14 protein-coding genes are annotated in these 14,945 nt (G+C 35.7%); 8 read left to right on the forward strand and 6 right to left on the reverse strand.

Annotation, left to right across the window (positions count from 1 at the left end):
* Positions 1-72: 72 nt before the first annotated feature.
* From INR75_RS16000 to INR75_RS16035, 8 genes are all read left to right on the forward strand, one after another.
* Positions 73-1,074 carry a sugar phosphate isomerase/epimerase gene (locus INR75_RS16000; protein WP_223089574.1) on the forward strand — a complete coding sequence of 334 codons (1,002 nt, stop codon included), beginning with the start codon at positions 73-75 and terminating at the stop codon, positions 1,072-1,074.
* Positions 1,075-1,089: 15 nt separating this feature from the next.
* Positions 1,090-2,316, forward strand: a complete 1,227-nt coding sequence (locus INR75_RS16005; protein WP_092541339.1) for a nucleoside permease — start codon at positions 1,090-1,092, stop codon at positions 2,314-2,316.
* A gap of 15 nt (positions 2,317-2,331) precedes the next feature.
* Positions 2,332-3,471 (forward strand): Gfo/Idh/MocA family protein, encoded by a 1,140-nt coding sequence (locus INR75_RS16010; protein WP_223089575.1) that lies wholly within the window; start codon positions 2,332-2,334, stop codon positions 3,469-3,471.
* A gap of 18 nt (positions 3,472-3,489) precedes the next feature.
* On the forward strand, positions 3,490-4,545 hold the full coding sequence (locus INR75_RS16015; protein WP_223089576.1) for a sugar phosphate isomerase/epimerase: 1,056 nt from the start codon (positions 3,490-3,492) through the stop codon (positions 4,543-4,545).
* A gap of 66 nt (positions 4,546-4,611) precedes the next feature.
* Positions 4,612-5,370, forward strand: coding sequence for a DUF1080 domain-containing protein (locus INR75_RS16020; protein ID WP_223089577.1), 759 nt, complete (start codon positions 4,612-4,614; stop codon positions 5,368-5,370).
* A gap of 260 nt (positions 5,371-5,630) precedes the next feature.
* A complete protein-coding gene (locus tag INR75_RS16025; RefSeq protein WP_223089578.1) occupies positions 5,631-6,239 on the forward strand; it encodes a superoxide dismutase family protein in 609 nt (202 codons plus the stop codon).
* 100 nt (positions 6,240-6,339) lie between these two features.
* Entirely contained in the window at positions 6,340-6,870 is a 531-nt protein-coding gene (locus INR75_RS16030; RefSeq protein ID WP_092541349.1) for an RNA polymerase sigma factor, read from the forward strand.
* On the forward strand, positions 6,870-7,676 hold the full coding sequence (locus tag INR75_RS16035) for an anti-sigma factor domain-containing protein (RefSeq protein WP_223089579.1): 807 nt from the start codon (positions 6,870-6,872) through the stop codon (positions 7,674-7,676). Before INR75_RS16030 ends, INR75_RS16035 begins: the two co-directional genes overlap by 1 nt.
* 291 nt (positions 7,677-7,967) lie before the next feature.
* On the opposite strand, the gene INR75_RS16040 is transcribed toward INR75_RS16035, so the two are convergent.
* From INR75_RS16040 to INR75_RS16065, 6 genes are all read right to left on the reverse strand, one after another.
* The gene (locus INR75_RS16040) at positions 7,968-8,720 is read right to left on the reverse strand and encodes a LytTR family DNA-binding domain-containing protein (protein ID WP_223089580.1); all 753 of its coding nucleotides are present in this window, start codon (positions 8,718-8,720) and stop codon (positions 7,968-7,970) included.
* A 10-nt stretch (positions 8,721-8,730) separates the two neighbouring features.
* Positions 8,731-9,027 (reverse strand): 2TM domain-containing protein, encoded by a 297-nt coding sequence (locus tag INR75_RS16045; RefSeq protein WP_092541355.1) that lies wholly within the window; start codon positions 9,025-9,027, stop codon positions 8,731-8,733.
* Positions 9,028-9,037: 10 nt separating this feature from the next.
* On the reverse strand, positions 9,038-10,375 hold the full coding sequence (locus INR75_RS16050; RefSeq protein ID WP_223089581.1) for a 2TM domain-containing protein: 1,338 nt from the start codon (positions 10,373-10,375) through the stop codon (positions 9,038-9,040).
* A 54-nt stretch (positions 10,376-10,429) separates the two neighbouring features.
* A complete protein-coding gene (locus INR75_RS16055) occupies positions 10,430-11,050 on the reverse strand; it encodes a hypothetical protein (protein WP_223089582.1) in 621 nt (206 codons plus the stop codon).
* Positions 11,051-11,239: 189 nt separating this feature from the next.
* Positions 11,240-13,402 carry a TonB-dependent receptor gene (locus INR75_RS16060; RefSeq protein ID WP_223089583.1) on the reverse strand — a complete coding sequence of 721 codons (2,163 nt, stop codon included), beginning with the start codon at positions 13,400-13,402 and terminating at the stop codon, positions 11,240-11,242.
* A 154-nt stretch (positions 13,403-13,556) separates the two neighbouring features.
* Positions 13,557-14,864, reverse strand: coding sequence for an NAD(P)/FAD-dependent oxidoreductase (locus INR75_RS16065; protein ID WP_223089584.1), 1,308 nt, complete (start codon positions 14,862-14,864; stop codon positions 13,557-13,559).
* Positions 14,865-14,945: the final 81 nt, after the last annotated feature.

Genomic DNA, 14,945 nt, shown 5'->3' on the forward strand with positions numbered 1-14,945 from the left:
TGAAAAAAACTATACATTTAGAACTCAAAAAAAATCAATCTTACATTTTTTTATAACATATTAACAAATTATATGAATAGCAATTTTTCCCGATTCCGTATCGTAATTTTAGGGTTAATTGTCTTTAATTTATCATTGCTTTCCTGTAAAAATAAGGAAGCTGAAAATAAAGACGATAGCTCTGCAGCCATTGATTCTACTGTAAGCAATGAGCCTTTCTTCAAATTAAGCTTAGCACAATGGTCTTTAGAAAAACCAATTCACGAAGGTGAATTAGATCCAGTAGATTTTGCAGAGAAAGCTAAAGAACTTGGCTTTGATGGTATTGAATATGTGAATCAACTTTATTTTGATAAATATCGAGATGCTGAAGATCCTGAAGCTGCTTTTTCGCAACTTTTAGATACTTTAAAAGCAAAAAGTGCCGAATTTAATGTTAAAAATGTGTTGATCATGGTAGATGGCGAAGGTGATCTTGCTGCGATCCACGACGAAGAAAGAACAGATGCTGTAGAAAAACATAAAAGATGGGTAGATGCCGCAAAATTTTTAGGTTGCCATGCTATCCGCGTTAATTTATTTGGAAGTAATGATGAAGCCGAATGGAAATCTAATGCTGTAAAAGGACTTACAGAATTATCTAAATACGCTGCTTCAAAAAAGATTAACGTACTTGTAGAAAATCATGGTGGTTTATCCAGCAATGGTAAACTGTTAGCTGAAGTAATGGAAGAAGTAGATCTACCAAACTGTGGTACCCTACCCGATTTCGGGAATTTCTGTTTACGCAGAAAAGACGGAAAAATGTGGGGAACAGAATGTATCGAAGAATATCCTACTTACCAGGGAATCGAAGAAATGATCCCTTATGCAAAAGCAGTGAGCGCCAAAACTTACGAATTCGACAAAAACGGTAAGGAAACAACATTAGATATTGGTCGAATTTTGGAGATCGTAAAAGACTCTGGTTACAAAGGTTGGATTGGTGTCGAATACGAAGGTTCTGGTTTAGAACCTGAAGAAGGAATTTTAAAAACTAAAGAATTATTACTTAACGAAGCTAAGCAGCTTTAAACATTACTACACACTATGAAGAAACTGGTAAGATTTCAATTATCCCTAATGATGTTCTTAGAATTTTTCATCTGGGGTGGTTGGTTTGTAACTCTGGGAACATTTTTAGCAGATAATTTGCAGGCGACTGGAGCAGAAACCGCAATGGCTTTTTCTACACAATCGTGGGGCGCTATTATTGCTCCTTTTATTATTGGGCTAATTGCCGATAGATTTTTTAATGCTGAACGAATTTTAGGAGTACTTCATTTAATTGGTGCTATTTTAATGTACATGATGTACAGCTCTGTCGACTTCGGAAGTTTTTATCCTTACGTGCTTAGCTATATGATTCTATATATGCCAACATTGGCTTTGGTTAATTCAATTTCTTTTGCACAAATGAAAGATCCTTCAAAAGAATTTTCTAATATTAGGGTATTTGGTACCATTGGCTGGATTATTTCTGGAGTGGTAATTAGTACTGTGTTTGCTTGGGATTCACCCGAAGCCAGAGCGGAAGGTATGCTTAAAAACACGTTTTTAATGGTAGCAATCGCTTCAGCCTTTTTAGGCTTATTTAGTTTTAGCCTACCTAAAACTCCACCTTCAGGAAAAGGTGAAAAAATAACGATCAAAGATATTTTAGGATTAGAAGCAATAGGATTATTAAAGAACAGAAACTTTTTTATGTTCTTTTTATCTTCAATATTGATCTGTATTCCGCTTGCCTTTTATTATCAAAATGCCAACCCATTTTTAGCCGAAGTTGGTATGGGGGCTCCAACAGTTAAAATGGCTATTGGTCAGGTTTCTGAAGCTTTATTTTTATTGCTTATTCCTTTCTTCTTTAAGAGATACGGATTTAAAATTACACTTATCGCCGGAATGCTTGCATGGACCATACGATACCTATTATTCGCCTATGGAAATGCAGACGAATTAGTGCTAATGCTTTACTTAGGAATTGCTTTACATGGTATCTGCTACGACTTCTTCTTTGTATCCGGGCAGATCTATACCGATTCTAAAGCAGGACCAAAAATTAAAAGTGCTGCACAGGGATTAATTACACTGGCTACTTATGGAGTTGGGATGCTAATAGGCTTCTGGGTAGCAGGACAAATTAGCGATATGTATCTTAATGCAGATGGCACTCACGATTGGTCTAATATATGGATCGTGCCAGCTGGTTTTGCTTTTGTGGTGATGATTGTTTTTGCTATCTTCTTCCGCAATGAAAAAGTTGAATATTCAGAATAAAAATTAAAAATTATAATGGGAAAGAAAATTAAACTGGGCATCCTTGGTGGTGGCGGTGATTCGTTAATAGGTGTGTTACACCGGGTTGCTTCTTCTATGTTCGATAAATTTGAAGTTGTAGGTGGTGTTTTTAATACAGATATCAATGAAAGTATGCGCTTCGCTGAAGAACTTGGTATTGGCACAGATCGTATCTACGCAAACCTTGATGATCTTATAGAACAGGAAAATAAATTACCTGAAGAAGAGAGAATTCAGGTCGTATCTGTACTTACCCCAAACTTTCTCCATTTTCCTATGGCGAAACAGCTTGTGGAAGGTGGGTTTCACGTGATTTGCGAGAAACCAATGACCACTACTTTAGAAGAAGCTAAAATTCTTAAGGAAGCTTCAGATAAAGCAGGGAAAGTTTTTGCGGTGACTTATACATACACGGGATATCCAATGGTACGGCAAATGCGTGAAATGATCACTTCAGGAAAGCTTGGTAAAATTCAGAAGATCGATGTGCAGTATTATCAGGGTTGGATCAATCCTATTATTCATGATAAAGAACAACGTAATACGATCTGGCGTTTAGACCCAGAAAAATCTGGAATTAGCTGTTGTATTGGTGATATTGGTACACATGCTTACGATATGATCGAGTATGTTACTGGTATGGAGGTTAAAAAGATCCTTGCAGATCTTAATTATCTATATGAAGATAACGCCATGGATATCGATGGCACAGTGCTATTACGATTTGAAGATCAAATTAAGGGAGTGCTTAGAGCCAGCCAGATCGCTACCGGTGAAGAAAATAACTTTACTGTAAAAGTTTATGGCGATAAAGCCGGAATAAAATGGGAGCAGGAAAATCCTAATTATCTTTATTTATTAGAAGAAGATAAGCCTTTACAGGTCTTAAAACCGGGACATGCTTACAATAGTGATTTTTCTTTAGGAGGAACCAAATTACCACCGGGACATCCTGAAGGAATTTTCGATTCTATGGGGAATATTTATCATGGCGTAGCAAAAGCGATATTAGGAGTAGAAGCTTTTGATGGCGAATATCCAACGATCACAGATGGTTTACGCGGAATGAACTTTATTGAAAAAGCAGTAGAAAGCCATAAGAATGGCAATGTTTGGATAAGCATAGACGAATAATCTGAAAAATACCAACTAATGAAAACAATAAAAGGACCTGCAGTATATTTAGCTCAGTTTATGGATTCTAAAGCTCCGTTTAATAGCTTAGACGGACTTTGCCAATGGGCTGCAGATTTAGGATATAAAGGAATACAGATCCCAACCTGGGAATCGGCTTTGATCGATCTGGAAAAAGCCGGAGAAAGTAAAACCTACTGCGATGAACTTAAAGGAAAAGTTGAATCGTACGGTTTAGAAATTACCGAACTTTGTACACACTTACAGGGGCAATTAGTGGCTGTACATCCCGCTTACGATATCATGTTCGATAATTTTGCTCCAGATGAATATAAAGGAAATCCAAAAGCCAGAACGGAATGGGCTATAGAACAACTAAAAAGCGCAGCTAAAGCCAGTAGACATTTTGGCTTAGATGTTCATGGTACATTTAGTGGTTCACTTCTGTGGCATACCGCTCACCCTTGGCCGCAACGACCAGATGGTCTTGTAGAACTTGGTTTTAAAGAATTAGCAAATCGCTGGTTACCTATTTTAGATGTTTTTGATGAAAATGGAGTAGATCTTTGCTATGAAATTCATCCCGGTGAAGATTTACATGATGGCGATACGTTCGAACGCTTTTTAGCGGAAACTAATAATCATAAAAGAGTAAACCTTCTATACGATCCAAGTCATTTTGTACTTCAGCAATTAGATTATCTAACATATATCGATCACTATCATGAATTCATAAAAATGTTTCATGTAAAAGATGCCGAATTTAATCCTACCGGAAAAAAAGGAAGCTTTGGTGGATATAATGATTGGGTAGACCGCGCAGGTAGATATCGCCACCCAGGTGATGGGCAAGTAGATTTTAAAACTATTTTCTCTAAACTAACACAATATGGCTGTGATGTTTGGGCCGTTATGGAATGGGAATGTTGTATAAAATCACCAGAACAGGGAGCTAAAGAAGGTGCGCCTTTTATTCAAGGCCATATTATTGAAGCTACTCAGAAAAAGTTTGACGATTTTGCAGGATCCGAAATTAATGAAGATCGTCTTAAGCGAATTCTAGGGTTAAAATAAATATTCAAGACCAGTAATATCGAGATTAACCATCTCGTTTAATTTTTAACCTTAACCTAACCGCAAATGAAAAAATTAGGATTAGTTCTAATGGCAGCTGCTGTAACAACAATAAGCTGCAAAAATCAGGAATCTGAAACTTCAGAAAATAAAGCCGATAACGAAGAAATAGTCGTTACCGGTAAACCAACCGCAAAAAGTGATTGGAAAGACCTTACAAAAGGAGATATTAATGAAAACTGGAAAGGCTATAATCGCGATTCAATAACTCAATGGACTTTAAGTGATGGCACCTTGCATTTTGTACCGAAAGATGGAAGAAATCAAAGTGAAAATCTTATTACTAAAGAAACCTATAATGATTTTGAACTTTCTATGGAATGGAAAATTTCTGAAGGTGGTAATAGTGGATTTATGTGGGCTGTCGAAGAAGATCCAAATCTTGGTGAACCTTATTTAACCGGCCCTGAAATTCAGGTTTTGGATAATGAAAAACATCCCGATGGTAAAAATGGTCCTAATCGTCACTCCGGTGCATTATACGATATGGTTGAACCATCAGAAAACACAACAAAACCAGTTGGTGAATGGAATAATGTAGTTCTAAAAATAGACCATGAAGTCAACGAAGGATCTGTAACTCAAAACGGAGTTACAATTGTAGAATTTCCGGTAGAAGGAGATGGATGGGAAGAGCTTGTAAAAAACTCAAAGTTTGCAGATTGGGAACGATTTGGTAAGTCTAAATCTGGCCATATTGCTTTACAGGATCACGGTCACGAAGTTTGGTTCCGCAATATCACGATCAAAAGATTAAACGAATAACATATTTAAAAAAGCCGCTCAGTTATGTGCGGCTTTTTTTGTTTTCTTAGAATAGAGTTCAGTCCTAATAGTTAGATGAAAATCGATAAATCTAGCGTAGTTTTTTCTTTAAAATCAACTAAGGAAATAATGTCGGTAAAAACGCTAAGCTATTGTATTTATTGGCCTGGCTAGTGTTAAGCTTGCCTTAAATGCTTGCATTGTTTTTATAATCGTAGTACATTCGTTCTAATTAATTGTAAAACCAATCACTAAATTTTATGAAACGTATAAGCTTATCTCTGCTTTTTTGTGCTACGCTTTTTATTACAAGTTGTAAAAACGAAAATAAAGAAAGTGACAGTACAGAATTAGAAGAAGAGACTACAGAAATGAACGCTGAATCTAGCGAAATGGAGTCTGAATCTTCTGAAGTTAAAGAACTAAAAGTAACATTAGAACCTAAAAGTGATAGTAATCTTTCTGGTGAAGTAATCTTTACTGAAGAAAATGGTGAAGTTACTATGGAAGCAACAATTATGGGGCTTTCTGAAGGTAAACATGCTATCCATATTCATCAAAAAGCAGATTGTTCTGCAGCAGATGGAACTTCAGCAGGTGGACACTGGAATCCAACTAACGAGCCTCACGGTAAATGGGGATCTGAAGAAGGTTATCACAAAGGTGACATAGGAAACTTTGAGGTTGATGCTTCAGGAAAAGGAACTATTACTGTAACTACAGACGAATGGTGTATAGGATGTGGCGATGATACGAAAGATATCGTTGGTAAAGCTATTATCGTACACGATGGTGTAGACGACTTTACTTCTCAACCTTCTGGTGCTGCTGGTACTCGTGTAGGATGTGGAGTTATTGAAATGAAATAATTTTTTAGGTGAAATACCTTCAAAATCGAAATAAAAGCAGCTAATTATTTAGCTGCTTTTATTTTTTTATCTATTTTTAAAGAAACTAACCATTTATTTTATGCAGCAGGATGGCCTAATTCTGGAGCTTCAAAAAGGAAATCAAAAAGCCTTTGAACGTATCTACCAGCTTTATTCAGAAAGTACGTATGGCATTATTTTTAGTATCATTGGCGAAAAGGATATCGCAGAAGAGGTTTTACAAGACGTTTTTATGAAAATATGGGATAATGCAGATTCCTATGATTCCAGCAAAGGGCGTTTTTTCACCTGGATTCTAAATATTGCTCGAAATGCTTCAATAGATAAAATTCGATCTAAAAGCTTTAAAAACAAAAAGCAAAACCTCGCAGCAGATAATTTCGTAGATATATTAGAATCAAAAACGAATTTTAGTGCTTCTTCAGACGCTATAGGATTAAAGAAATATATCGAAATTCTAAAACCCGTTTGTAAAAAGTTAATCGACCTATTATTTTTCAAAGGCTATACTCAAAAAGAGACTGCTGAAGAATTAGAAATGCCTCTGGGAACGGTTAAAACCAGAAACAGAGCTTGTATCAATAAATTAAGAGAAATCGTAGGAAACTAATGGCTGAAATAGAAGAATACATATCGTCTGGGATTCTGGAGCTCTATGTTTACGGCGCACTTAGCGAAACCGAAAGTCGGGAAGTTACCAATATGCTTAGAGAATATCCTGAAGTTGAAAAGGAAGTAGAAGAAATTGAAGATGCGCTCCAAAAACTGGCAGTTGGAGTAGCTCCCTACAATCCTGAAGCTTTACTGGCTTCACTTAAATCCAAGCTCACACCACGAACACCGGTTAGATCGATCACGCCAGAAAGTACTCGACGTACTAAATGGGTGGCCTATATTGGATGGGCAGCAAGTTTGGTGCTGTTAATTGGATTGTTCTTTTTATTCCAGCAAAACAGTGCACTTAGAAATTCATTAACTGAAGCTGAAACCAAAAACAGCATTATAGAGCAACAAATTGCAGACATTCGTGAGGATGCAGAAAATACTAAACAAATCCTGGCGGCCATTAGAGATAATAATATTTCTAGAATTCCGCTACAAGGACAAGGTGTCGCTCCAGATGCTTATGCTACGGTGTACTGGAATAATGAAGACAACACCGCTTATATCGATGCGCAAGGTTTACCAGAGCCACCAAGAGGCCAGGTTTACCAGGTTTGGTCTTTAACAATGCAACCATTAACGCCTACAAGTATTGGTTTGCTAGACGATTTTGTTGATGATGACAACAAAATTTTCGCACTGCAGAACGCAAACGAATCTGAAGCTTTTGGTATTACCTTAGAACCTGAAGGTGGAAGCGAATCTCCTACAATGGAACAACTTTATGTACTTGGTACAGTAGCTGCTCCCTAATCATAAAAATTAAAACCTATAATAATCAAAAACGCCCCGCAAATGCAGGGCGTTTTTTTCATAGGTGTTAGTAGTAAAACTCAATAGTTTGAGCAAACTGAAAGGCTTGTAAAAACAAGCCTTTCACTCTAACCAACCAAAAAAAATCAAAAACTCAAATCAGAAATTCGACCAAAAAAAACGATTCAAGTAAAAGGCTTTCTTGCTGCCTTTCACTTATACATACGTGAAGAAGTTTTCTTCGGTTTTAAAAAGATTCAATTTTAACATTTTTTAACGATTGGCATATCGCTAGGAAATCCAGTTCTTGAAATCCTTTACGCGTTCACGACTAACAATAACCTGAAATTCGTTGAAATTGAAGAGTTTTAATTCTAACCTCGAATTGGTGTAGGAAATAATATCTTTAATTGCTTTTAGATGAACGATACATTTTCTATTGATTCTGAAAAACTTCTCTGGATCCAACTCTTTTTCCAATTGCTCTAAAGAAATATCCATTAAATATCCTCTACCTTCATTATTTTGAATGTATGTTGCTTTATTTTCAGAATAAAAACATACAATATCGTCGACATCAATAATTTTTAAATGCTGCCCTACCTGGATGGTAAATCGAGATTTGTAATTATTTGAACTAGAAAAATTAAGCAGACTTCTAAAATCATCTACATTTAATTTAACCGATTGTGACTGATGGGTTTCTTCAAACTTTGCGATGGCTTCATCCAGTTCTTCGTCATCGATCGGCTTCAGTAAATAATCTACACTATTCAGCTTAAAAGCTTTTAAAGCATATTCGTCATAAGCGGTTGTGAAAATGATGGCGCTTTTCACTTTTACCGCTTCAAAGATCTCGAAAGATAGTCCGTCACTAAGCTGAATATCTAAAAATATAAGATCTGGATGTTCATTTTCAGAAAACCATGAAATCCCCTCAGCAACGGAATGTAACATGGTTTCTACTTCTAATCCTTTTTTATTCAGTAAACGATTTAAGCGCCTTGCAGCGGGCTTTTCGTCCTCGATAATTACTATTTTCATCTACTCCTTATTATTCCCAGCGTTGCTGATCCTGTTCTTTATTCATGTATTCGTTGATCTTTCGCTCTTCCCAATCTTTGTTGAACATTGGGTTTTTATCAAAAGCTTTTAAATAATCGAAAGCCAATCCTATTCCCCAGCCAAATAGAACCCATAAAAACCAGGGATATTGTAGATCGATAGTGTACCAGTTTATTCCGAATAAAAAGAGATTTACTACGATGAACACCATTAAGTGCGTATAAAAATCCTTCATTTTTTGCACTTTTTTACGTGCTTCTATATATTTTTCTTCTGAATTTTTCATGATCGATGATTTAGTCTTCTTTATTCATTATTTCTTTGATCTTGCGTTCTTCCCAATCTCTTCCTAAAAACGGACTGTAATTGAAAGCTGCAAGACCGTGAAACAAAAGTCCTATTCCCCAGCCTAAAGCCGGAAAAATAACCCATAAAAAACCTGTTGTTAGATAATTAAACACAGCTAAAACAGGGATTACAATACAATAAGAAGTTAAGTTTCCATAAAACTCTTTTTCTTTTTTCACCTGTTCTTTTGCATTTAGGTAGCTTTTATTTTCTAATTCTAAAGTTTTCATTTTTTCAGTATTAATTGGTTTGATCTGATTAGTTTGTTTGGTTAATAACGGAAGACGCACCATAAATTCATCTTCAGTTTTAATGATCTCCATTGTTCTATTGGTAAGCAAATTATAACGCTCCTTGATGTTTACGAGACCAACACCGCTACCATTTCTTAAAATTTCTTTTGGCTGAAGGTTATTCTTAACTACCAAAACTTTATCTGCTTCGTAAATAGTGATCACTAATGGAGAATCTGGCGTGATCTTATTATGTTTTACAGTATTCTCTAACAATAACTGAAGTGAAAGCGGAACCACCTTAGCATCAGGATTAGTTAATTTTTCAGGAAAATTGTAAATAATAGAATCTTCAAAACGCATTTTTAAAAGATTCATATACACTTTGGCGAATTTTAACTCCTCTTCTACCGTTACCAATTCTTTGCTTTTTTGCTCTAAAACATACCGATAGACTTTAGAAAGTGAGCCGGTAAATTTTTGAGCCATATCTGGATCTTCATCGATCAAAGAGCTTAAAACATTTAAACTATTAAAAAGAAAATGGGGGTCTAATTGATTTTTAAGCGCATCGAACCTGGATGTCGCTGTTCCTGCAATGATCTTTTGTTCTTTAACCTTTTCTTCCTGGGAAGCTTTAAAAAAGTAAACCAGATGAAAGAAAAGGGAAATACAGGTGCTAAAAAGTAATGGAAATAAATAATTGCTAAGATCTTCGTTAGCAAGAAATTCTGATACATTATAAACAGGATCGATTAGTGTTAAATGCACCATACGGCAAAAAAAATAGGCAATCAAAGTTACCAATATCGACCCTCCGGTAGAAAGCAATAATTTACGAATGCCAGTATTTTCCCAGCCAACAAACTTTTCGAATGCCATCGAAAACAATACGTTTACAATAGTTAGGGCAAAGCAATAAAAAAGGTAAATCCCTATAGTACCAAAGCTTTTCATTTCGCGAATCTCGAAATTATTTGCCGCGGCATCCAGTAAAATAACAAGTACTGAAACTATAAAGCCTATTTTTATAACTTTTAAGATCGTTTTCATAAGAATATTATTGCTTTCTAAAAATACTATAATTTCATCTAAATTGAGACTAGCTTAGTTTTTACAACTTTTTAAAGCTTCTACTGCCTGATCTTTTCCCCAGTTTGGATAAAATGGCGTATCATTTTCAAATTCATCGAATAGCGCGATCGAAGCTTCGATCTCCTTGCAAATTGGTGTTAGATCACTTCCAAAAAACTTTGCACCACCAAGCTCAAATTGTGCTTTTTCGAATTTCACTCTTGGATTTTTTGGATCCAGTTTTTCAGCTTTTGCGTAGATTTCATTTACTTTCGGCATATATTTTTGTCCGTTTGTCATTGGATTTTGCGTGATCTTCACCGTATAAATTAAAGCCTCTAAAACTAAAAGCTCGGCATTTTCTTCAGTTTTTAATAAAGTAGATTGTAAGGCTGCTTCGGCTTTTTTAAGTTGAGCCTCCAAAACTTTATTATCTTTTGTACTGAAGGCTGCAGTGGTATTCACCAAACCTAAATAATAATCTGGTAACCATTTTTCCTGCTCAACAGCTGCAACACGCTCAAAAATAGCGCTGGCTGTTTCAACATTTCCTTCCTGCCAGTTTTGCATTGCTTTTTGCATGGCATCCTTGTAATTTTGTCCTGAAACTAATTGCGATACACTAAGTAAAAATAGAATAATAACTGTTTTCATTTTTTGATTGTTTTAATTCCTTATTAAGGTTTTGATTACCCGAGACGTATCTCGAAAATTTAAAATGTCCATATTCAATTCTCGTGGACTTGCCGAGCTTTTTGATTTGTTAATGTAAAATTGAATGATTTGAAGCTTCTTTAAAATAATAGGTTGCTGAATTGTCAAATTTCGATACCCAACTGTTTTTTAAAGTTGATCTAGTTGATTTCGATCTTTGTTATCACTTATCGTCCAAAAGAATCCAACAAAGAAAAACCTATCTGCCGTTGGTCTTATCGCTCTTGCTGTATACGTTCCTGAAGCATCTGGTGCATTAGAATAGTCGTATCCAAATACATTTTGAGTTCCTAAAACATTAGAAACAGATACATAAAGAATTTGCTGTTTATTTAATAAATACGCCCAATTAAAATTCAAACTATGATAAGATTTTGCCTTTTCAGCCATAAAATTATCAGTATTGGGATCATTGTATGGGCGACCAGAATTAAAGTTATAAGTGAATCCTGCCTGGCTGCGTAAGGATTGGATCCAATACTTACTAACCACCGATAGATTATGATTTGCGACAAAGTTTGGCGTTACCTGCTCGGGGTAATTCTGGTATTTTCTTTCTGAATCTATAAATGAATACGAAACCCAATAATCTAAGTTTTTAAAGTGCCCATCACGCCAAAAAATATCGATGCCTTTTGCATAACCAGATCCTGAATTATCAAAACTAGAATCGAAAGTAATTTCATCTCCTGTATACGTTAATAGATCATGATATTCTTTAAAATAAGCCTCAGCTCTTAAAGTTGTAGATGCTTTTGAATATTGATAATTAAAGATGTAATGCGTTGCTTTTTGCTGAAATAAATGCTCGTTGAATTTTAAATAATCCTGACCTGCCTGTTGCCTGAAGTTTCCAAAAGCTGTCGAAATTTGTTGATTTTCGTCAATTTTATAAGCTAAAGATAAACGCGGACTCACATAAACCTCACTCAACAAGGCATCTTGGGTTGCTCTTGCGCCAACTTTCGCCGCCAGGTTCTGGCTAAAGAAAATATCGGTTTCTGTAAAGACCGAAAATAAACCCGAATTATAGTTGGGGTTAAAATTCCCCGCTTCAGATTGGTAAGATTGTTTAAAATCGGTATTAAAATATTCAGCTCCAAAATTCAGTTTTATCTTATCAGTAAATCTTTTGCTCAGTTTGGTCTTTAGATGAAAACTATTTTCTGTATCATCGATTAACTCTTCAGATTCTTCAGCAGTTAAATTGATATCATTTTGGCTGTTTCCGTAGCTAATTCCACCAAATAAATGCCATTTATTCCCTAAAGAATGTACGTACGAAGAATTCAGATAAAAATTATTGTTTTTTAGATCTACCGTTTGGGTGCTTCCGTAGATAGGCTGCTCGACATTAAAAGAAGAATGATCGTAAGCGGTATATACCTTTAAAAGTCCGTTTTCGAATTGATTTCTAAAAACCGCTTCGCCCGCGATCGACTGGAAAGGCTTATTAAAAGCTATATTTTGATCGATCAACGATTGATATGGTCCAAGATTTGCATAACTCGCGTTTAGCGTAATCGAGCTTTTCTTCCAGTTCTCGGTTTTTCCAATTCCAAGTCCCAAACTCATAAAACTAAGTTCAGTATTATCTTCCTCGGCTTCATCCTGGGTATCCATTACCAAAACACTTGATAATGCATTACCGTATTCAGCGCTGTAACCACCGGTAGAAAACGACATTCCTTTAAATAAATAAGGCGAAAATCGACCTCTGGAAGGGATATTTCTAACCGAGGCATTATAGGGTTGCGCCACACGCAAACCGTCTACAAAAGTTTGGGTTTCACTAGCATCACCACCGCGAACAAACAACCGGCCGTCTTCTCCTACACTTTGTGTTCCCGGTAAAGTTTCTAGAGCAGTAATGATATTTCCCACACTTCCGGCTGTGGTCACGATATCCAAAGGTTTTAATACTGAAGCTTCTGAAGTTGTTCCAGCTTCAAAATTACCTGCATTGATCACCACGGCATCCAAAGCATCGAACTTTTCTGTAAGCTGAATTTGTAGGTTTTTGAAGCTATTTATTTCTCCTGAAATCTCTTTAGTTTCAAAAGAAAGAAATGAAATAACTAGCGTTTTTGTTCCTGTTTCTTCTGAAGTGAAATTAAAACGACCATTTTCATCTGAAATGGCGCCATCGTAAGTTCCTTTAAGGTAAATATTAGCTCCGGCGATTGGTTGCTCTTTTTTATCGGTTATCACACCATAAATTTCCTGTTGTGCGAATGATGATCTTCCAATAAAAATAAAAACGAATAGAAAAAGATAGTAGTTGAAGTTCATTTTTTGATTGATTTTATACTTCAAAAATGCTTCAGAAATTCAGGCTTCAACAAAAAAGAAAACCGAACTGTAATTTTTCCAGGACCAATTGAAAAAACAAAACCCGAATCGTTCGATTCGGGTTTCTTCTATCTTTTTATTCTGTCTTAAAATGCTATACTTTTTTCTGGTCGGCTTCCAGATTTTCTCTATTCGACTTATAAGGTCTTATAATTAACCGAGCTGCGCGATCGAAATTAATATAGTTGTACACCCAGTTACAAAATGTCACTAAACGGTTTCTAAAACCTATCAAAAAGAAAAGGTGTACAAACATCCAGATAAACCAGGCGAAAAAGCCTCCAAAAGTTGATTTTCCAAGATCTACAACGGCTTTATTTCTTCCAATGGTAGCCATACTTCCTTTATCGAAATAATTAAAAGGTTCTAATTTTTCACCCTTAATTAATTTCTTTAAATTCTTTGCCAAATGTTTCCCTTGCTGAATAGCCGGTTGTGCAACCATTGGGTGTCCTTTTGGATATTCTTCAGTTTGCATAACTGCAATATCTCCAATAGCAAATATATTTTCGTAACCATTAACCTGATTAAACGCATTTACCTCGTAGCGATTTGCTTTTTCGATCATTGCCGAAGCGTTTAAACCTTTTACAGGAGCACCGGTAACTCCGGCAGACCATATTAGAGTTTCAGTCTTTAAAGCCAGATCTGTATTGGTGGTAACCAAGTGACCATCATAACTTTCTACCATGGTATTTAAATGAATTTTCACTCCCAAATCTTCTAAGAATTTATGAGATTTTTCAGAAGATTTTTCACTCATAGGCGGCAGTACACGCCCTAAACCTTCTAATAAGTGAATATTCATTTCGGCTGGATTAAGATCTGGGTAATCTTTAGGTACAATTTGATTTCGAAGTCCGGCTATAGCTCCACTCAATTCCACTCCTGTAGGACCTGCACCAACTAAAACAAAATTAAGTAAAGCTTTACGTTTTTCTGGATCTGTTTCAATGACAGCCTGCTCTAAATTCTCTAAGATAAGACTTCTAATGTTTAAGGCTTGTGGAATCGTTTTCATCCACATCGCATTTTTTTCTACACTATCATTTCCAAAGAAATTTGTTTTAGATCCTGTAGCGATCACCAAATAATCGTAAACAAGTTCTCCAATATTAGAGTGTATGATATTATTTTCTGCATCGATAGATTGTACTTCGGCGTTTCTGAAAAAACATTTCTTCGAGTTCCTCGTAACTTTCCTTAAGGGATATGCAATTGAATCTGGCTCTAATCCAGAGGTTGATACTTGATATAAAAGGGGTTGAAAGGTGTGATAATTGTTACGGTCTAGTAAGACCATTTGTACTTCTTCGTTTAATAACTTTCTTGCCAAAGAAATTCCGGCAAAACCGCCACCAATGATAACCACCCTGGGCAATTCGGTTCTGGGTATATTCATAACTATTGATTGGTTTATCGTAAAGTTACAGCTTATAGCATAAATAGTGGGCTCATTAACTTGAATTTAAAATAATTTGTA

The organism is Zunongwangia sp. SCSIO 43204 (assembly GCF_019904275.1).
Lineage (GTDB): Bacteria > Bacteroidota > Bacteroidia > Flavobacteriales > Flavobacteriaceae > Zunongwangia > Zunongwangia mangrovi.